Below are 18710 nucleotides of genomic sequence, written 5' to 3'. Positions count from 1 at the left end.
GGGTGGGGCTCACTTGAACAGGTTGGAGCCGGAGACGCCGTCGTCGCGCTTGACGGTGCTGCCGTCGTTGAGCAGGGCGATCGACAGGTTGCCGTCGCGCTCGGCGAAGCGGACCTTCTCGGCGTCGCGCTGGCTGACGGCCACGGTGATGAGGCGGCCCAGGGTGGCGTCGTCGGCGGCGTTCCCGCTGCCCTCCTCGGCCGCGGTGCCGTCGGGCACCGAGGTGCGCACGCCGTCGGCGAGCACCGTGACGCGGTCGAGCAGCACGCGGCTCTCGATCGGGGCGCCGTCCTTCGGGCGGGTCAGGATGATCGCGACCTCGGCCCCGGCGCGGATGAAGGCGCCGACGCGGGCGTCGTCCTCGACGGAGATGGAGATGGCGAGCTTGCCGGCCGGGATCGGCAGCACGGCGGCGGCCTCCACCTGGTCGGCGCCGCCGAACTTGACGGGCACGAGCTGCTCGCCCGGGTAGATGGTGGTGAGGGCGACCTTGCCGCGCAGCGGGCCGGCGTCCTTGCCCGCGCCCTCGAGCATCTGGGCCTTCGCCACGCGGGTCAGCGTGACCTTGCCGGCGGTCAGGGCGTCGTCCACGCTCTCGCCGGGGGCGATCTGCTGGGTGGCGGTGAGCACCTCGACGGCGTCGAAGCGCTCGGCGGCGCGAGCATCGGCACCGCGCGCGTACACGAACACCAGCGCCACCCCGAGGGCGGCGATCACCGCCGCCGCGACGAGCAACAGTCTCCGTCGGTCCACCAGAAGCCCTCCGCTCCCCATGTGGGGCCCCGGTGCCCCGCTCGACGCACCCGACCCGACGTCGGACGCTGTCGCGCCTCTGCCCTCCCCGCATCGGCGCGCTGCGACGCTAGCGAAGGAAAAACGCCACGGTGGAGCGATTCGAGCAACCCTGACCGATCGGACCAGGGGGACTAGGCGGGGGTCCTAGTCACCCCGTCGCCAGGGCGGGCGGTCAGCGGTAGAGCGCCTCGACGTCCTCGCGGAAGTCGCGCATCACCACGGCCCGCTTCAGCTTGAGGCTGGGTGTGACGTGGCCGGCCTCCTCGGTCCAGTCCTGCGGGAGGACGGCGAACTTGCGGATCGCCTCGGCCTTCGAGACCGCCTTGTTGGCCTCGTCGACCGCCTCCTGCAGCTCGGCGAGCAGGTCGGGGTGCTGCAGCAGGTCGGCCGGCTTCGCGCTGGTGCCGTGCTGCTCGGCCCACAGCGGCAGGGCCTCCTCGTCGAGGGTGATGAGGGCGGCGATGAACGGTCGACCGTCGCCGACCACGAGGCACTGGCTGACCAGCGCCGCCGCGCGCACCCTGTCCTCCAGCACCGCCGGGGCGACGTTCTTGCCACCCGCCGTCACCAGGATCTCCTTCTTGCGCCCGGTGACCCGCACGAAGCCCTCGTCGTCGACCTCGCCGACGTCGCCGGTGTGCAGCCAGCCCTGGGCGTCGCGCACCTCGGCCGTGGCCTCGTCGTTGTTCCAGTAGCCGTCGAAGACCTGCGGCCCGCGGAAGAGCAGCTCACCGTCGTCGGCGATCCGCACGCCGGTGCCCGGCAGCGGGCGCCCCACGGTGCCGACCTTCTGGGCGTCGGGGAGGTTGACCGTGACCGCCCCGGTGGTCTCGGTCAGGCCGTAGCCCTCGAGCACCGTCACCCCGATGCCGCGGTAGAAGTGGCCCAGTCGCTCGCCGAGCGGCGCCCCGCCGGACACGGCGAAACGGCAGTGGCCGCCGAGGACGGCGCGCAGACGGCCGTAGACCAGGCGCGAGAGGATCGCGTGCTCGGCGCGCACCCGCACCGGGATCCGCCCGGCGTCGATGCCGCGGGAGTAGGCGATCGCCACCTCGACCGCTCGGTCGAAGGCGCGCCCCCTGCCGTCGGCCGTCGCGCGCTGGGAGGCGGTGTTGAAGACCTTCTCGAAGATGCGCGGCACGGCGAGGACGAAGGTCGGCTCGAGCGCGGCGAGCTGGGGGAGCAGCCGGGCGACGTCGCTGCTGTGCGCCAGGCGCGTGCGGGAGGCGATGCAGCCGATCTGGATGATCCGCGCGAACACGTGGGCCAGCGGCAGGAACAGCAGCGTGGAGGCGTCGTCGCCATCGAAGAGATGGTCGAGCTCGCGCACCGCCACACCGAGCTCGGCCATGAAGTTGCCGTGGGTGAGCCGGCATCCCTTCGGACGGCCCGTGGTGCCGGAGGTGTAGATCAGGGTCGCGAGGTCGCCCGGCCCCGCCGCGGTGCGCCGGGCCTCCACCTCGTCGTCGCCGATCCCGGCGCCCAGCTCGGTGAGGGTGGCGATCGCGCCGTCGGCCAGGCACCACACGTGCTCGGGCCCCGGCGAGGCGGTGGCCTCACGCAGGCGGGCGAGGTGGCCGTCGTCCTCGAGGACGACGGCGCGCGCACCGGAGTCCTCGAGGATCCAGCGGATCTGCTCGGCCGAGGAGGTCTCGTAGACCGGCACCGTGACGGCGCCCGCGAACCAGATGGCGTAGTCGAGCAGCGTCCACTCGTAGCGGGTGCGCGACACGATCGCCACGCGGTCGCCCGCGGCGATGCCCGCGGCCACCAGGCCGGCCGCGACGCGGCGCACCTCGCGCTCGAAGTCGGCGCAGGTGACCTCGTGCCAGCCGTCGGTGGCCGGGTCCGGGCGCATGAACTGGACGGCGCCGGGTGCCTCGGCCGCGTTGCGCACGACGTCGTCGGTGAGATTGCCGGACGTCGGGGCGGGCAGCGTGGGCGGCGTGGAGTACTCGCGCACCGTGCCTCCTCTCAGGGCTCGGGTCGAGCGAAGGCTATCCCGCCGGTGACAGGTGTCCGGGGTCGCGGCGCAGCGCGCAGGAGGTCCGGTAGCCTTCCGGCCATGGCCGAACAGACGTCCTCGTCGATCGTCGTGGACGCTTCCGCGTCCGCCGTGATGGCCGTGATCGCCGACTTCGAGTCCTACCCCGCCTGGGCCAAGGGCGTGATGCGGGCCGAGGTCCGCTCGCGCCATGCCGGCGAGCCGGCCCGCGCCCGCGAGGTGTTCTTCGCCCTGGACGTGCCGCCCATCAAGGACGAGTACACCCTCGCCTACACCTGGGACGCCGATCGCGCCGTGACCTGGACCCTCGTCGAGGGCAAGATGCTGCGCTCGCTGGAGGGCGCCTACGTGCTGCGCGAGCTCGGCCCCGGCTCCACCGAGGTCACCTACCGCCTCGCCCTCGACGTGAGCATCCCGCTGATCGGCATGCTCAAGCGCAAGGGCGAGAAGATCCTCATCGACACCGCGCTCAAGGGATTGAAGAAGCGCGTCGAGACCGGCGCCTGAGCGCGGCGTGCGGATCATCCTCTTCACCGGCAAGGGCGGTGTCGGCAAGTCGTCGGTGGCCGCGGGCACCGCGGCCATGGCGGCGGCGCGTGGACGACGCACCCTGGTGATCTCCACCGACACCGCCCACTCGCTCGCCGACGCCTGCGACGCCGAGGCCCCGGCCCGCGCGGCCGAGCCGGTCGAGGTGGCGCCGCACCTCCACCTGCAGCAGGTCGACCCCCAGCTGCGCTTCGAGCAGTCGTGGGCCGACATCCAGCGCTACCTGCTGAGCGTGCTCGACGCCGCCGGGATGGACCCGGTCGCAGCCGAGGAGATGACGGTGATCCCCGGCGCCGAGGAGGTGCTGGCGCTGCTCGAGCTGCGGCGCCAGGCCCGCTCGGGCGCGTGGGACGTCATCGTCGTCGACTGCGCGCCCACGGCCGAGACCCTGCGCCTGCTGGCGCTGCCCGAGGCGCTGGGCTGGTACATCGAGCGACTCCTGCCGATCCAGCGGCGCCTCGTGCGGGCCCTGCGGCCGGTGCTGAACCGGGCCGCCGGCGTGCCGATGCCGGGCGACGGCGTCTTCGACGCGGTCACCCGCCTGCACGCCGAGCTCGACGAGGTCCACGCGCTGCTCACCGGGCCCCGCGCCAGCGTGCGGCTGGTGCTCACACCCGAGCAGGTGGTGCTGGCCGAGGCGCGCCGCGCCTTCACCAGCCTGTGCCTCTACGGCTACCGCGTCGACGGGGTCGTGGCCAACCGCGTCTTCCCGCGCGAGGCCACCGACCCCTGGGTCGCCGGCTGGGTGCGCGCGCAGGACGCCGTGCTCGCCGAGGTGGCCGAGAGCTTCACCGACCTGCCGGTGTGGACGTCGGCCTATCGCGCGCAGGAGCCCGTCGGCGTCGATGCGCTGCGCGAGCTGGCCGAGAGCCTGTACGTCACCGACGACCCGCTCGCGCCGCCGTCCGGCGAGGGACCCTTCCAGGTGGAGCGCCTCGACGGGGGCGGCGCGCTCGCGCGTCTCGCCCTGCCGTTCGTCAGCCGCGCCGAGGTCGACCTCGCCCGCAACGGCGACGAGCTCGTGATGACCGTCGGCTCCCACCGCCGGCTGCTCACGCTTCCACCGGGTCTGGCGCGGCTGCGGGTCGCCGGGGCCCGGGTCGTCGACGGCGAGCTGCAGGTCCGCTTCACTGAACCCGCAGGGTCGGTCGAGCCCGCTGAGCCCGGCAGGCTCACCGGAGCCACCGGGGCCACCGGCGTCGTCCGGAGCGGGGGACGCCGATGAGCGACGAGCGCGAGACCCCCGGGGCGGGGCGCGACGCCGGTCCGGACGGCCCGGACGGCCCGGACCGCCCGACGGGGACCCCGGGCGCCGACATCGGCAGTGTCGGCGAGGAGGCGATGAAGCTGTTGGGCGTCTTCGCCGACCTCGCCCGCCAGCACGGTGGCGACGCCGCCTCGGCCGCGGGGGCGATGGCCGGCCAGGCGTCGTCCTTCGCCCAGGAGATCAATGACCACCTCGCCACGGACGCGGCCGAGTGCCGCTACTGCCCGATCTGCCGGGTCGTGCACGCCGTGCGCCAGACCTCGCCGGACGTGCGCGCCCACCTGACGAGTGCGGCGTCCTCGCTGCTGCAGGCGGCGGCCGGTCTGCTCGAGACCCTCCCGCCCCCGCCGGGCGACCCGTCCGGCGCGGACGGCGCGTCGACGTCGCCTCGTGGACCCTCGGTCGAGAGGATCGACCTGGACGACGGCGGCCCCTGGGACTCCCCGCCGCACCGCCCCGATCCCCGCGAGCCCGAATCTCACGAGCCCGAATCTCACGAGCCCGGCCCCGAACGACCAGGAAGCACGCCATGACCACCACCGGAGCCGCCGCCGGCGCCCTCACCTGCGGCATCGACATCGGCGGCACCAAGATCGCCGGTGCCGTGGTCGACGCCGACGGCACCGTGGTGGCGGAGGCGCGGGTGACCTCGCCGGCCACCGACCCCTCGGCGATCGAGACCGCGGTGGCCGGGCTCGTGGCCCAGCTGACCGCCGACCACCCGGTCGAGGCCGTGGGCGTGGGGGCGGCGGGCTACATCGCCTCCGACCGCTCGACGGTGCTGTTCGCGCCCAACATCGCCTGGCGCAATGAACCGCTCGGTGCCGACCTGGCCCGGCTGATCGGTCTGCCCGTGGTGGTCGAGAACGACGGCAACGTCGCGGCATGGGGCGAGTTCCGGCACGGAGCCGGTCGCGACCACGACGACCAGCTGATGGTCACCGTCGGCACGGGCGTCGGCGGCGGCGTCATCGCCTCGGGGCGCCTGCTGCGGGGAGCCCATGGCGTCGCCGGTGAGATCGGCCACCTGCGACTCGTGCCGAACGGTCGACTCTGCGGCTGCGGCAACCACGGCTGCCTCGAGCAGTACGGCAGCGGCACCGCCCTTGTACGTGACGCCCGCGCCGCGGTCGCGGCGGGGGAGGCCGGCTCGGCCGCGCTGCTGGAACGGGCGGGCGGCGACGTGGAGAAGATCGACGGCCCGCTCATCACGACCGCTGCGCACGACGGCGACGCCTTCGCCGTCGCCGCCCTCGCCGCGCTCGGCGACGCCCTCGGGCAGGGCGTGGCCTCGCTCGCGGCGGTGCTCGACCCGGGGGTGGTCGTCGTCGGCGGCGGCGTCAGCGATGCCGGCGACCTCTTGCTCGGCCCGCTGCGCGAGGCCTTCGAGCGCGAGCTCACCGGGCGCGGAGTCCGCCCCGAGGCCGAGATCCGCCCGGCTGCCATGGGCAACCGGGCGGGCATGGTGGGTGCGGCCGACCTGGCCCGGAACTGAGCGCGAGGCCGCCGTGACCACGACCGCGGGCACCGGGTGCCACGTCGGCGTGGACGTCGGCGGCACCAAGGTGCTCGCGGTCCGCCTCGCGGCGGAAGGCTCGGGCGGCGCGGTGACGGACCATCCCGGGGAGGCGGCGGTCGCCGCGGTGGCCTACCGCCCGATGCCGGGACGCGAGGCGCCCCCCGAGGCGGTCGAGGTCGCGGTGGCCGAGGCGGCGCTGGAGGCCGCCGGCGGCCGGCCGATCGCCGCGATCGGCGTGTCGGCCGCCGGCCTGGTCGACCGGGCCGGCGACACCTACCTCTTCGGCGCCCACCTGCCGTGGCGCGACGCCCCCGTGCGCGCCCGACTGGAGCAGCGCACCGGGGTGCGCGTCGTCCTCGACAACGATGCGAACTGCGCTGCCTACGCCGAGGTGCGCGCCGGCGCCGCGCGAGGCGTGGACGACGTGGTGCTGGTGACCGTGGGCACCGGCATCGGTGGGGCGCTGGTGCTCGGGGGGCGCGTCGTCCGCGGTGCGCACGGGCTGGCCGGGGAGTTCGGCCACGTCCAGGTGGTGCCCGACGGGCTGGCGTGCGAGTGCGGGCTGCGCGGCTGCTGGGAGCAGTACTGCAGTGGCCGGGCGCTCGAGAGGGTGACCCGGGTGGCGCTGGGACGCCACCTCGACGGCCCGGAGGTGGCCGCCCGGGCCCGGCGCGGGGACGGCGTGGCGCGCGAGGCGTTCGGCTCGGTGGGCACCTGGTTGGGCGTCGGCGTGGCCGGCCTGGTGTCGGCCTACGACCCCGAGCTGGTCGTGGTCGGCGGCGGAGTGGCGAGCGTCGGCGACCTGTTGCTCGAGCCCGCCCGCGTCGCCCTGCGCACCTCACTGCAGGGCACCGACCACCGCCCGGTGCCGCCCCTCGTGCCGGCCGCGCTGGGCCCTGAGGCGGGCGCGATCGGCGCCGCGCTGCTGGCGCGCGACGGACGAGGCTGAGCCCCAGGTCAGTGCGGCCAGTGCGGCCTCAGAGCTGCGCGCCGTCGTCCCAGGGGTCGCGAGGGGCCGAGGGCATCGTGGCCACCAGGTAGCCGAAGCCGATGAGGAACCAGCCGACCAGCCCCGTGATCACCAGCTGCGAGAGGTCGATGCCGAGCACCACCAGGACCAGCAGCGCAGCGGGGGCGCCGAGCACGCCGCCCCAGGCCAGGAGACGATCGGGCGTCGGGCGTGGGACGGGCGGGGGCGTCGGCGGCACGAAGCGGTCGTCGTCGGCGGTGGCGAAGGGATCGAGGTCGGGGTCGACCGCGTCGTCGGCGTCGCGCGGGTCGACGGGGCGGAACAGGCGTCGCAGCCGCGCGGCGTCGGCTGCCGTCGGCTCGGCCGCGGAGGTGTCGCCGGTCGCGGCCGCCTCGGCGGGCGAGTCGGCCACGGGGCCGAGCACGGAGTCGCCGTAGTTGGCCACGATGGCCGCCCAGGCGGCGTCGTGGTCGCCGTCGGGGGATGGGCCCGAGTCGGCTGCGTCGGCGGACGTGCTCGCGTCGGCGGCGTCGGCTGCGTCGCCGGGCTCGACCGCGCGGTCGGCCTCGGGGTCCTCCGGGTGCTCCCGTGTCACTCCGTCAGCCTAGGCGCTCGTCCCCAGCCCGGCCACCCGGGCGATGAAGGCCGCCGACTCCTCGTGGATGCGCGCGGCGTCGTTGTCGAGGGTGGCCACGTGGTAGCTGTCGGGCAGCTCGACGCGGGTGATGTCGGTCGTGGCCACGCCACGCATCACCAGCGGCTCCGTGGAGTCGTCGACGACGTGGTCCTCGGGCGAGCGGAAGTAGAGCAGGGGGGAGGTGACGCCGCCGAGGTCGGTCACCAGCCGGGGCCACGCCTGCATCATCGAGTGGACCGCCTTGAGCGGGGTGCGGTCGTAGCCGTGCTCGACCACGCCCGGCTTCTTGATGTCGCCTGCGATGGCCGGGAACGAGGCGACGACGTGCTTGAGCACGGGCAGCAGCTTCACGTCGAGGCGGCGCGTGGCCAGCGCTGGGTTGACCACCATGACACCGGCCAGGTCGGCGCCCACGTCGGCGGCCAGGCGCAGCACGAGGGCGCCACCCATCGACAGCCCTCCCGCCACGACGACGTCGTGCTCGGCCCGCAACGCGTCGTAGGCGCGGCGCACCTCCCCGGACCAGTCGGCCCATCGATGCCGGTTGAGGTCCTGCCACGAGGTCGCGTGTCCCGGGAGCAGGGGGACCCGCACGCCGTAACCGAGCGCGGCGAGGTGCTCGCCCCACGGGCGCATCGAGAAGGGCGAGCCGGTGAAGCCGTGGCTCAGCAGCACGCCGACGCGTCGTCCACCGGTGAGCTCGGGGCGGGCGGCGACGATGAGGGGTGAGGTCGGCGAGTCGGGTGCGGTGGCCATGGCGCGATCATGCCCGACGCGGCGCCTGCAGGGGCGACCGCGACCGCCTCCAGGCACTAGGCTGCTCACGGCGACGTCGCCTGCGGCGTGGCCGGCCCGACCGGCCTTCGCGGACGGGTCCCGACTCGGCCGGGGCTGGCCCCCACGGAAGGTGCGCATCCGTTGCTGTACTGGTTCCTGAAGTTCGTGGCACTGGGTCCGCTGCTCAAGGTGGTCTTCCGCCCGCGCGTCCAGGGCGTCGAGAACCTCCCGACCGACGGGCCGGCGATCCTGGCGAGCAACCACCTCTCCTACGCCGACTGGCTGTTCCTCCCGCTCGTCTCCCCGCGCAAGGTCACCTTCGTGGCCAAGGCCGAGTACTTCACGACCCCCGGCTTCAAGGGCTGGCTGCAGAAGCAGTTCTTCAGCGGCACGGGCAACATCCCGATCGACCGCGAGAGCGCCAACGCCGCCGCCGGCGCTCTTGTCTCGGCCAAGCGCGTGCTCGGCGAGGGCGAGCTGTTCGGCATCTACCCCGAGGGCACCCGCTCGCACGACGGCCGCCTCTACCGCGGCAAGACCGGCGTGGCCCGCCTGGCGCTGGAGACCGGCGTGCCGGTGATCCCCGTGGCCGTGGTGGGCACCGACGTCGTGGCGCCCCCGGGCAAGAAGATCGGCCGCTGGACCCGTCCGGCCGTGCGGATCGGCGCACCGCTCGACTTCAGCCGCTACGCCGGCCTCGAGAACGACCGCTTCATCCTCCGCTCGGTCACCGACGAGATCATGTACGAGATCATGCGGCTCTCGGGCCAGGAGTACGTCGACATGTACGCCGCCAAGGCCAAGTCCGAAGCCAAGCGCGCCGCGCGGGGCGAGGACGGCGACGGCGACGCCCGGCCGCTCGCGTCCTGACCGCTCCGCCGGTGTCCGACGCAGCGCCGGGGCCCCGGCCGAGCGCCGCCGACGGCACCCGCGCCGCGCTCGCGGTCGAGGACCGGCTCTTCGCCGCCCTCGCGGTGGTGCGGGTGGTGGTCGTCGTCTACACCGTCGCGGTCACGGCCTACCGCAACAACTTCGACCATCCTGTCGCCGGATGGGCCTGCATCGCCGCGATGGTCGTGGCCAGCGTGGTGCTGCCGGCCGTGTACGCGTCCTCCCATCGCCGGGTGCCTGCGGTGCTGCTCGCCGACCTCGCGCTGGCCCTCGCTCTGCTCCTGCTGACGCCGGTCGTGAAGGGGCCCGGCTTCGCGGCGACCATCCCGGGCTTCTGGATCCTGTGCGCGATGCTCGCGTGGGCGGTGCGCTACGGCTGGCGTGGTGGGGCGCTCGCGGCCGCCGTGCTCGGTGCGGTCGACCTGCTCATCCGCTCGCGGATCGAGGAGAAGAACTTCGGCAACGTCTTCCTGCTGGTGCTGTGCGGGTCGATGGTGGGCTTCGTCGCGGAGTCGCTGACCCGGATGGCGGCCGAGCGCGACGCGGCTCAGCGCGCCGCCGCGGCGGCGGCGGAGCGGGCGCGGCTGGCGCGCGTCGTCCACGATGGGGTGCTGCAGGTGCTGGCGCTGGTGCAGCGACGGGGCAGCGAGCTGGGCGGTGAGGCCGCCGCGCTCGGACGACTGGCCGGAGAGCAGGAGCAGGCGCTGCGCACGCTGATCCGCACCCAGGCCTCGCCCCGGGTGCCGGTGCCGACCGCCGCCGGGCCCGAGGCGGGATCACTGCGTGCCGAGGCCGATCTCGCCGCAGAGTTGGCCGCGCTCTCCACGAGCACGGTGCAGGTGGGCGTGCCCGCCGGCGCGGTGCTGCTGCCGGCGGAGGTGACCGCGGAGCTCACGGCCGTGGTGGCGGCCTGCCTCGACAACGTGCGCCGCCACGTGGGGGAGCACGCACCTGCCTGGGTGCTGCTCGACGACCTCGGCGACGAGGTCGAGGTGTCGGTGCGCGACGCCGGGCCCGGCATCGCCCCCGGCCGCCTCGAGGACGCCGAGCGGCAGGGGCGTCTCGGCGTCAGCGAGTCGATCCGAGGGCGCGTGCGCGACCTCGGCGGCCGGGCGAGCCTCGACACCGGCGCCCACGGCACCGAGTGGACCTTCACCGTGGCGCGCGGGTCGGTCGCGCACCAGTGAGGCCCGCTAGGGTCGGCGCCATGACCGAGCCGATCCGGGTGATGGTGGTCGACGACCATCCGCTGTGGCGTGACGCCGTGGAGCGCGACCTGGCGGCGGCGGGCCTCGAGGTGGTGGCCACCGCCGGCACCGGCACCGAGGCCATCAACCGCTTCCGCGCCACGCAGCCGCAGGTGGTCGTGCTGGACCTGCAGATCCCGGAGCCCACGGGCGTCGAGGTCACCGCCACGGTGCTCGCGGAGGCGCCCTCGTCGCGTGTGCTGGTGCTCTCGGCCTCCGGCGAGCAGGACGACGTGCTGGCCGCCGTGAAGGCCGGCGCCACCGGCTACCTGGTGAAGTCCGCCTCCAGCGCCGAGCTCGTGGCCGCGGTGCGGCGCGTCGCCGCCGGCGACAGCGTCTTCACCCCGGGCCTCGCCGCGCTGGTGCTCGGAGAGTTCCGACGCATGACCGCGCCCGACCAGCCGCCGGCGCCGCCGGGGGAGCGGCTCACCGAGCGCGAGGTCGAGATCCTGCGCATGGTGGCCAAGGGGCTCTCCTACAAGCAGATCGCGGAGCGCCTCGTGCTCTCGCACCGCACCGTGCAGAACCACGTGCAGAACACCCTGCGCAAGCTGCAGATGCACAACCGCGTCCAGCTCACCCGCTACGCGATCGAGCAGGGGCTCGACGGCCCCGACGACGACTGAGGGACCGGCGCGGCGCGTGGATGGGATGAGCGACGGGGAGGGCGACGCCGCACTGAGCAGCACGCTGCTCGCCGTCGCCGACGAGCTCTACGCCCTCGCGCCGGGAGAGTTCACCGCGGCCCGTGACGCACGCGTGCGGGAGGCACGAGGAACTCCGCTGGCCGCCCGCCTGAAGGCGCTGCGCAGGCCGTCCAGCGCCGCCTGGGTGGTCGACCTGCTGGTGCGGCGCGACCCGGCGCAGGTCGAGCAGCTCATCAGCGTGGGTGCCGCCCTGCGAGAGGCGCAGGAGGCGATGGCGGCCGGTGAACTGCGCGCACTCACCCGCCAGCGCCGGCAGGTGACAGCCGCGGTGACCACGGGTGCACGCCGGCTCGCGGCCGCCGAGGGGCTGCGCGTCACCGAGGCGGTGGCCGAGCAGGTCGAGGCCACGCTCACGGCCGCGATGCTCGACGCCGGCTGCGCGCGCGCCCTCGCCAGCGGGCTGCTGGTCACGCCCCTGCGCACCACCGGGCTCACCCCCGTCGAGGACGCCGACCTGCACGCTGCGCTCGCCCTGCCCGAGGCGCTCGGTCACCACGCGACGCCCCGGGAGGCGCCCGAGGCTCCGGCCGGCGGGCAGGTGCCGGCGCTGCGCGTCGTCCACGACCCCGGGGCCGCCCTACGGCGACTCGAGGCCGCACGTGAGCGCGTGGAGACCGCCACCGAGCGCGACGCCGGGGCGGCCGCCGCGCTGGCCGAGGCCACCGACGAGGTCGAGCGGCTCGCCGCGCGGTCCCTGCAGATCGAGGCCGAGATCGACGAGCTGCGCCGGCGCCTCGCCGAACTCGAGGACGACGCCGAGGCGCTCGAGGAGGAACAGGCGGAGGCGGAGGAGGCCCAGGAGGCGGCCGGGGCCGAGCAGCGCACGGCGGCGGCCGAGCTCGCCGCGGCGCGGGCGGCGCTCGAGCGTCTGGAGCAGGCAGACCGCCCCGACTGAGCGGGTGGGCCGCGAGGTCAGCCGGCGCGCACGATGGCGAGGATGCGGCGGTCGATCCAGGCCAGGTCGGCGGCCACGCGCATCTCGTAGTTCTCCGTGCCCACCCAGGTGGTGAAGTCCGGGTGGCCGGCGGCCTCGGCGAAGGCGGCGAGCTCGGCGCGCAGCGCGTCGTCCACGGGCACCCGCTCGGTCTCGGTGGAGGCCACGAGGTAGAGCTCGTGCAGGTCGAGCAGGCGCGCGAGCTCGTCGATCGGTGCCGGGTGGTCGTCGACGCGCAGGTCGGCAGCGATGTCGTCCAGGCCGCCGTAGCCCGCCTCGTCGCGGACGACGAGCAGCGCCGCCGACTGTCGACCGCGCTTGTCGCCGCCGGCCTCGTCGCCGGCCCGCAGCGCGGCCAGCAGGCGGCCCTGCAGGGGCGCCTCCGGGTCGCTGCCCAGCCAGGCGGCCTCCATGGCCTCGACGACCTCGGGGCCGGCGAGGCAGTTGCCCTGCACCGCGTAGCCGTCGCCGGTGCGACCGCCGGCCCACGGGATGCAGGCCTGGCCGGTGTGGCTCGCCGCGCCACCGTCGACGTCGACGATGCCCACCTGGCGGTGGTCGCGCCCGGGGTCCTCCTCGAGGAGGCGGTCGAGGGCGATCGGGGCCGTCGCGCCGTCGTCCAGGTGGGCCAGCGCGAGGCCCTTGTAGGCCACGTTGGCGTCGGCCTGCGTCGCGATCGCGCCCACGCCGGCCACCGCGGCCGGCACGGCGGAGCCGACGGCGAGGAACTTGGAGGCGACGGCGACGCCCCAGGTGCTGCCGTCGGAGGAGCGGGCGACGATCGAGAAGGTCATGGCGCCACGGTAGTGCCGCTCGCCCGAGCAGCCGATCGGGCGGGGGCGTCGATCGGCGAGCACGACGACCCGTCCGGACACCGCACATCGGGACCTTGGCCTCTGGTCGACCTCCTCAGGGCCGCCTCCTCGTGGCCGATGCCTTTGGTTGCTCGGGTGGATGAGCGGTGCCTCTGCACCGCCGACACGGCACGCGCCGGCCCTGGGGGGGACCGGCCGGTAAGCGAAGGGATGAGCGCCATGACCTTGACCTCCGACCGCTCCGACGAGACGGCGGCCAGCAACGCACCGATGAACGGCACCAGCGCCGCCACGACGGGCTCGAGGAAGCAGGGCTCGGTCGACCTGCGCAGCCTGCCCGACGTGCTCGACCAGATCCCCGGCCGCGTGATGCTCGCCGACCGCGACCTCGTCATCACCTACGTCAACCCCGCCTCGCTCGAGGCCCTGCGCTCGCTCGCCGACTGGCTGCCCGTGGCGCCGGACAAGGTCGTGGGCTCCACCATCGACATCTTCCACAAGAACCCCGCCTTCCAGCGTGGACTTCTCGCCGACCCTGCGAAGCACCTGCCGCGCCAGTCCCACATCCAGGTTGGCCCCGAGACCCTGGATCTGCGCATCACCGCGCTGCACGACGACCGCGGCCGCTACGTCGGCGCGATGGCGACCTGGGACGTCATCACCGAGAAGCTGCGCCTGGCCGCCGAGGTGGGCCGGATGACCTCGATGATGGAGCAGGCGCCCACCAACATGATGTACGCCGACCGCGACTTCGTGATCACCTACATGAACCCGCGCTCGCTCGAGACCCTGCGCGGACTCGAACAGCACCTGCCGGTGAAGGCCGACGAGGTCGTGGGCTCGAGCCTCGACATCTTCCACTCCAACCCGGCCTACCAGCGCGGTCTGCTCGCCGACCCCGCGAAGCACCTGCCGCGGCGCGCCAACATCAACGTCGGTCCGGAGGTGCTCGACCTCAACGTTTCGGCCATCACCGACGCCGATGGCACCTATGTCGGCGCCATGGCCACCTGGGAGGTGGTCACCGAGAAGCTGCGCGCCGAGAAGGCCCTCGCCGAGGCGGCCCGCGACGCCGCAGCGGTCAACCGGGTGCTGAGCGCGGTGAACGCGGCGGACAGCATCGAAGACGCCGCCCGCCGCGCGCTGGAGGCCGTGCGCGAGGAGTTCGGCTGGGCCTACGGCTCCTTCTGGCGCATCGACCCCGAGACCAACGCGCTCCGCTTCGCCGAGGAGTCCGGCGACGCCGGTCCGGAGTTCCGGCGCGTCACCTTGGAGGCCACCTTCGCCCGCGGCGTCGGACTCTCCGGTCGCGCCTGGGCGAGCCAGGACCTCGTCTTCGTCCGCGACCTCGGCGAGATGACCGACTGCGTGCGAGCGCCCGTGGCCCAGCGGGTCGGCGTGAAGTCAGGCGTGTGCTTCCCGATCACCGCTGGCGGCGAGGTGATCGGCACGATGGACTTCTTCGTCACGGAGATGATCGAGCCCGCCGAGCAGCGCCTGGAGTGCCTACGCAACGTGGGCCGGCTGGTGTCGGCGAAGATCACCAACCTGCTGCGCGAACAGGCCGAGCAGGAGGCCGCGGAGGCGGAGCGGGCCACGGCAGCGCAGCTCGCGGAGCGGGTCGACCTGATCCTGGCGACGGTCGAGCAGGCCGCTGCCGGCGACCTGACGGCCACCGTCCCCTTCACCAGCGACGACGCCACGGGCCGTGTCGCGGAGGCCTTCAACGGCTTCCTGCAGACCCTGCGCGGCAGCGTCACCGAGATCGGCTCCACGGCGCACACCCTGGCCGTCGCCGCCGAGCAGCTCACGGGCCTGGCCCGCTCCATGGAGGACGGCGCCGGCGCCACCGCGATCCGCGCGTCGTCGGCCTCGGACGCCTCCCAGCAGGCGAGCGCCGCGATCTCGTCGGTGGCCTCCGCCGCCGAGCAGATGACCGCCTCGATCCGCGAGATCGCGCAGAACGCCACCGAGGCCGCCACCGTCGCCACGGGCGCGGTGCACACGGCGTCCTCCGCCCAGGGCACGGTGTCGAGCCTCGGCGAGTCGAGCGCCGAGATCGGCCAGGTCATCAAGGTGATCACCTCGATCGCCCAGCAGACCAACCTGCTCGCGCTCAACGCCACCATCGAGGCCGCACGCGCCGGCGAGGCGGGTCGGGGCTTCGCGGTCGTGGCCAACGAGGTCAAGGAGCTCGCCAAGGAGACCGCGCGGGCCACCGAGGACATCGGCCGCCGCATCGAGGCCATCCAGGGCGACACCTCCAACGCGGTCAGCGCCATCAGCGAGATCGCCGACGTGATCGGGCGCATCAACGACATCCAGTCGACGATCGCCTCCGCGGTGGAGGAGCAGACCGCCACCACCAACGAGATCGCCCGCAACGTCACCGAGGCGGCCGGCAGTGCCACCGCGATCGACGCCGACGTCAACACCCTGTCGGGCTCGGCGGAGGAGACCCGCGTGGGTGCCCAGGACACCGCACGGTCGGCCACCGAGCTCGCCTCGCTGGCGGCGGCGCTCCAGGCGCTGGTGGAGCGGTTCACCGTCTGAGATCAGGGGTAACGGGGGTGGGTCCGAGCTTCGGGCCCACCCCCGCTGCTTCCCCTTCCGGGGCAGGTGCGACAAGGTGGAGCCGCACCGAACCCACGCCGCTCGGGCAGGAAGGGAATCATGTCGACCGACACCACCGGAGCCACCGCTCACCAGCACGACCAGCAGCCGTCACTCAAGAGGGTCCTCGGCCCGGGGCTCCTGCTGCTCTTCATCGTGGGCGACATCCTGGGCGCCGGCGTCTACGCGGTCACCGGTCGCCTCGCCGGACAGGTGGGCGGCGTGGCCTGGCTGCCGTTCGTGGTCGCCTTCGCGATCGCCACGCTCACGGCCTACTCCTACCTCGAGCTGGTCACGAAGTACCCGCAGGCGGCGGGGGCCGCGCTGTACGCGCACAAGGCGTTCGGCGTCCACATCGTCACGTTCCTGGTGGCCTTCACCGTGGTGTGCTCGGGCATCACCAGCGCCTCGACGTCCTCGGGCCTGCTCGCCTCGAACCTGCTCATCGGCTTCGGCGTGGACGAGCCGGGCAACGGCCTCGTGCTGGCCGTGGCCCTCGGCTTCATGCTGCTGCTCGCCGCGATCAACCTGCGCGGCGTCGGCGAGAGCGTGAAGTTCAACGTCGTGCTCACGCTGGTGGAGATGACGGCGCTGGCGATCGTGATCATCATCGGCTTCGTCGTGATCGGCCAGGGCGACGGCGACCTCTCGCGCGTCACGGTCTTCGAGAGCGCCGACGACAAGAACCTCTTCATGGCCGTCACGGTGGCCACCGCCATCGCCTTCTTCGCGATGGTGGGCTTCGAGGACTCGGTGAACATGGTCGAGGAGACCAAGGACCCCCAGCGCATCTTCCCGAAGATGATGTTCACCGGCCTCGGCATCGCCGTGATCATCTACATCCTCGTGTCGATCTCGGTCGTGGCGGTCATCCCGGCCGACCGGATCGCGACCCCCACCAACGCCGAGGCCGGCATCCTCATCGACGTCGTGAAGACGGGCGCACCGGACCTCCCCATCGACAAGATCTTCCCGTTCCTCACGGTGTTCGCCGTGGCCAACACCGCGCTCATCAACATGCTCATGGCCAGCCGCCTCATCTACGGCATGGCGCGACAGAACGTGCTCCCGCCGGTGCTCGGCCGAGTGCTTCCGAAGCGGCGCTCGCCCTACGTGGCCATCGCCTTCACCACGCTGCTGGCGTTCGCGCTCATCACCTACGTGCGCCTGGCCTCGGAGAGCACCATCGTGGCTGCCCTGTCGGGCACCACCTCGCTGCTGCTCCTGGTGGTGTTCACGATCGTCAACGTGTGCGTGCTGGTGCTGCGCCGCGAGCCCACCACCGGCTTCCGCGCGCCGATCCTGGTGCCGATCTTCGGCGCGCTCGCCTGCGCGTACCTGCTCGGGCCGTGGGCCCGCCTCGAGGCCGACCTGATCCAGTACAAGATCGCGGGGGGCCTGCTCCTGCTCGGCCTCGTGCTGTGGGCCGTCACGCGCCTGTTCCACAAGCCCGAGGGCGGCCACTTCGCCGACATCGAGCACATGGACATCGACCCCACCGACGACCACCTCCCCGACGGGAGCGGCACCCCGCGCTGATCGCCGCGGGCCGCGGCGTCCACACCCACCGGGGCGAGGACGCCGCGAGCCCGCGCGCGCCGTAGGCTGGGAGTGTGAACATCCCGTCCCTCGAGCAGCTGCACGCCATCGGAGCGAAGCAGCAGCCCACCTACGACGATCCCGCGGCCGTGGCCGCCGTCGTCGAGCGGCTGCGCACCCTGCCTCCGCTGGTGTTCGCCGGCGAGTGCGACGGCCTGAAGCAGAAGATCGCCGCGGCCAGTCGCGGCGAGGCGTTCCTGCTCCAGGGCGGCGACTGCGCCGAGACCTTCGTCGACGCCACCGCCGACAACACCCGCAACAAGCTGCGGGTGCTGCTGCAGATGGCGGTCGTGCTCACCTACGCCGCCTCCGTGCCGGTGGTCAAGGTCGGTCGCCTGGCCGGCCAGTACGCCAAGCCGCGCTCGTCCGACGTCGAGACCCGGCAGACCCCCGAGGGCCCGGTCACGCTGCCGGCCTACCGCGGTGACGCCGTCAACGGCTTCGACTTCACCCCCGACTCGCGCCGCCCCGACCCGCAGCGCCTGCTCGACGTCTACCACGCCTCCGCGTCCACGCTGAACCTCGTGCGCGCCTTCACCACCGGCGGCTACGCCGACCTGCGCCAGGTGCACACCTGGAACTCCGAGTTCGTGCGCAACTCGCCGGTCGGCCAGCACTACGAGGCGATGGCAGCCGAGATCGACCGCGCGCTCACCTTCATGAAGGCGATCGGCGCCGACCCCGTGGAGTTCCACCGCGTCGACTTCTACTCCTCCCACGAGGCGCTGCTGCTCGAGTACGAGCACGCGATGACGCGCGTGGACTCGCGCACCGAGAAGCCCTACAACGTCTCGGGCCACATGGTCTGGATCGGTGAGCGCACCCGCCAGCTCGACGGCGCGCACGTGGAGTACTTCAGCCACATCTCCAACCCCATCGGCTGCAAGCTCGGCCCCACCGCCACCGCGGACGACGCGCTGGCCCTCGCCGCGAAGCTCAACCCCACCAACGAGCCCGGCCGCCTCACCTTCATCACCCGCTTCGGTGCCGGCAAGATCCGCGACGGTCTGCCGCCGCTGGTCGAGAAGGTCACCGCGGAGGGCGTCGACGTGGCCTGGGTGTGCGACGCGATGCACGGCAACACCTTCGAGGCGTCCAACGGCTACAAGACCCGTCGCTTCGAGGACGTCGTCGACGAGGTGCAGGGCTTCTTCGACGTCCACCGCGCGCTGGGCACGGTGCCCGCAGGCATCCTGGTCGAGAACACCGGCGACGACGTCACCGAGATCATCGGCGGCGGCGAGGAGCTCGACGAGCAGGGGCTCGCGCACCGCTACGAGTCGGTCGTCGACCCGCGCCTCAATCGCGTTCAGTCGCTCGAGCTGGCCTTCCTCGTGGCAGAGATGCTGCGCCGCGCCTGACGGCCCCTGCCGTGCCTCGCGGCG

At 73.6% G+C, this 18710-nt stretch carries 17 protein-coding genes; 12 read left to right on the top strand and 5 right to left on the bottom strand.

The window, feature by feature from the left end; genetic code table 11:
• Positions 1–9: 9 nt before the first annotated feature.
• Positions 10–753, bottom strand: coding sequence for a Flp pilus assembly protein CpaB (gene cpaB, locus ACERUN_RS00435; RefSeq protein ID WP_370287566.1), 744 nt, complete (start codon positions 751–753; stop codon positions 10–12).
• 214 nt (positions 754–967) lie between these two features.
• The gene (locus tag ACERUN_RS00430; RefSeq protein ID WP_370287565.1) at positions 968–2758 is read right to left on the bottom strand and encodes a long-chain fatty acid--CoA ligase; all 1791 of its coding nucleotides are present in this window, start codon (positions 2756–2758) and stop codon (positions 968–970) included.
• 102 nt (positions 2759–2860) lie between these two features.
• On the opposite strand from ACERUN_RS00430, the gene ACERUN_RS00425 reads away from it, so the two are divergent.
• The 5 genes from ACERUN_RS00425 to ACERUN_RS00405 are packed head-to-tail and all read left to right on the top strand — an operon-like array spanning position 2861 to position 7084.
• A complete protein-coding gene (locus ACERUN_RS00425; protein ID WP_370287564.1) occupies positions 2861–3307 on the top strand; it encodes an SRPBCC family protein in 447 nt (148 codons plus the stop codon).
• A 7-nt stretch (positions 3308–3314) separates the two neighbouring features.
• Positions 3315–4574: an ArsA family ATPase gene (locus tag ACERUN_RS00420; RefSeq protein ID WP_370287563.1), complete on the top strand. Its 1260-nt coding sequence runs from the start codon at positions 3315–3317 to the stop codon at positions 4572–4574.
• The gene (locus ACERUN_RS00415) at positions 4571–5149 is read left to right on the top strand and encodes a hypothetical protein (protein ID WP_370287562.1); all 579 of its coding nucleotides are present in this window, start codon (positions 4571–4573) and stop codon (positions 5147–5149) included. The genes ACERUN_RS00420 and ACERUN_RS00415 overlap by 4 nt, the downstream gene beginning before the upstream one ends.
• Positions 5146–6111, top strand: coding sequence for an ROK family glucokinase (locus ACERUN_RS00410; RefSeq protein WP_370287561.1), 966 nt, complete (start codon positions 5146–5148; stop codon positions 6109–6111). Before ACERUN_RS00415 ends, ACERUN_RS00410 begins: the two co-directional genes overlap by 4 nt.
• Before the next feature lie 13 nt (positions 6112–6124).
• Positions 6125–7084, top strand: coding sequence for an ROK family protein (locus ACERUN_RS00405; RefSeq protein ID WP_370287560.1), 960 nt, complete (start codon positions 6125–6127; stop codon positions 7082–7084).
• Between the two features lie 28 nt (positions 7085–7112).
• Here the strand turns inward: ACERUN_RS00405 and ACERUN_RS00400 are convergent, their stop codons facing one another.
• Together ACERUN_RS00400 and ACERUN_RS00395 are read right to left on the bottom strand one after the other, a co-directional pair.
• Complete coding sequence (locus ACERUN_RS00400) at positions 7113–7700, bottom strand: hypothetical protein (RefSeq protein ID WP_370287559.1); 588 nt, start codon at positions 7698–7700, stop codon at positions 7113–7115.
• Between the two features lie 9 nt (positions 7701–7709).
• Positions 7710–8498 (bottom strand): alpha/beta hydrolase, encoded by a 789-nt coding sequence (locus ACERUN_RS00395; RefSeq protein ID WP_370287558.1) that lies wholly within the window; start codon positions 8496–8498, stop codon positions 7710–7712.
• Positions 8499–8660: 162 nt separating this feature from the next.
• On the opposite strand from ACERUN_RS00395, the gene ACERUN_RS00390 reads away from it, so the two are divergent.
• From ACERUN_RS00390 to ACERUN_RS00375, 4 genes are read left to right on the top strand one after another with little or no spacing between them, the layout of a single operon-like run.
• Complete coding sequence (locus tag ACERUN_RS00390; RefSeq protein ID WP_370287557.1) at positions 8661–9389, top strand: lysophospholipid acyltransferase family protein; 729 nt, start codon at positions 8661–8663, stop codon at positions 9387–9389.
• Positions 9390–9400: 11 nt separating this feature from the next.
• Positions 9401–10597 (top strand): MacS family sensor histidine kinase, encoded by a 1197-nt coding sequence (gene macS / locus ACERUN_RS00385; protein WP_370287556.1) that lies wholly within the window; start codon positions 9401–9403, stop codon positions 10595–10597.
• A gap of 20 nt (positions 10598–10617) precedes the next feature.
• Complete coding sequence (locus ACERUN_RS00380; RefSeq protein WP_370287555.1) at positions 10618–11283, top strand: response regulator; 666 nt, start codon at positions 10618–10620, stop codon at positions 11281–11283.
• 25 nt (positions 11284–11308) lie between these two features.
• Entirely contained in the window at positions 11309–12259 is a 951-nt protein-coding gene (locus tag ACERUN_RS00375; protein WP_370287554.1) for a hypothetical protein, read from the top strand.
• A 17-nt stretch (positions 12260–12276) separates the two neighbouring features.
• Here ACERUN_RS00375 and ACERUN_RS00370 read toward each other — a convergent pair whose 3' ends face one another.
• Positions 12277–13092 (bottom strand): DUF1028 domain-containing protein, encoded by an 816-nt coding sequence (locus tag ACERUN_RS00370; protein ID WP_370287553.1) that lies wholly within the window; start codon positions 13090–13092, stop codon positions 12277–12279.
• 240 nt (positions 13093–13332) lie between these two features.
• On the opposite strand from ACERUN_RS00370, the gene ACERUN_RS00365 reads away from it, so the two are divergent.
• The 3 genes from ACERUN_RS00365 to ACERUN_RS00355 all read left to right on the top strand — a co-directional run bounded on the left by ACERUN_RS00365 (position 13333) and on the right by ACERUN_RS00355 (position 18686).
• Entirely contained in the window at positions 13333–15666 is a 2334-nt protein-coding gene (locus ACERUN_RS00365) for a methyl-accepting chemotaxis protein (RefSeq protein ID WP_370287552.1), read from the top strand.
• A 120-nt stretch (positions 15667–15786) separates the two neighbouring features.
• Positions 15787–17265: an APC family permease gene (locus tag ACERUN_RS00360; protein ID WP_370287551.1), complete on the top strand. Its 1479-nt coding sequence runs from the start codon at positions 15787–15789 to the stop codon at positions 17263–17265.
• Positions 17266–17339: 74 nt separating this feature from the next.
• The gene (locus ACERUN_RS00355) at positions 17340–18686 is read left to right on the top strand and encodes a class II 3-deoxy-7-phosphoheptulonate synthase (protein WP_370287550.1); all 1347 of its coding nucleotides are present in this window, start codon (positions 17340–17342) and stop codon (positions 18684–18686) included.
• Positions 18687–18710 lie beyond the last annotated feature (24 nt).

Origin of the sequence: Nocardioides sp., assembly GCF_964229035.1 — a bacterium.
Taxonomy (GTDB): domain Bacteria; phylum Actinomycetota; class Actinomycetes; order Propionibacteriales; family Nocardioidaceae; genus Nocardioides.
The sequence above is the reverse complement of the archived record's forward strand: the minus strand, read 5'-3'. Positions and strand labels throughout refer to the sequence as shown.

Excerpts from the sequence above, each read along its gene's own strand:
- ACERUN_RS00395 (WP_370287558.1), bottom strand. The coding sequence starts at position 8,498 with ATGGCCACCGCACCCGACTCGCCGACCTCACCCCTCATCGTCGCCGCC.
- ACERUN_RS00375 (WP_370287554.1), top strand. The coding sequence starts at position 11,309 with ATGAGCGACGGGGAGGGCGACGCCGCACTGAGCAGCACGCTGCTCGCC.
- ACERUN_RS00415 (WP_370287562.1), top strand. The coding sequence starts at position 4,571 with ATGAGCGACGAGCGCGAGACCCCCGGGGCGGGGCGCGACGCCGGTCCG.
- ACERUN_RS00410 (WP_370287561.1), top strand. The coding sequence starts at position 5,146 with ATGACCACCACCGGAGCCGCCGCCGGCGCCCTCACCTGCGGCATCGAC.
- ACERUN_RS00370 (WP_370287553.1), bottom strand. The coding sequence starts at position 13,092 with ATGACCTTCTCGATCGTCGCCCGCTCCTCCGACGGCAGCACCTGGGGC.
- ACERUN_RS00365 (WP_370287552.1), top strand. The coding sequence starts at position 13,333 with ATGACCTTGACCTCCGACCGCTCCGACGAGACGGCGGCCAGCAACGCA.
- ACERUN_RS00425 (WP_370287564.1), top strand. The coding sequence starts at position 2,861 with ATGGCCGAACAGACGTCCTCGTCGATCGTCGTGGACGCTTCCGCGTCC.
- ACERUN_RS00360 (WP_370287551.1), top strand. The coding sequence starts at position 15,787 with ATGTCGACCGACACCACCGGAGCCACCGCTCACCAGCACGACCAGCAG.
- ACERUN_RS00380 (WP_370287555.1), top strand. The coding sequence starts at position 10,618 with ATGACCGAGCCGATCCGGGTGATGGTGGTCGACGACCATCCGCTGTGG.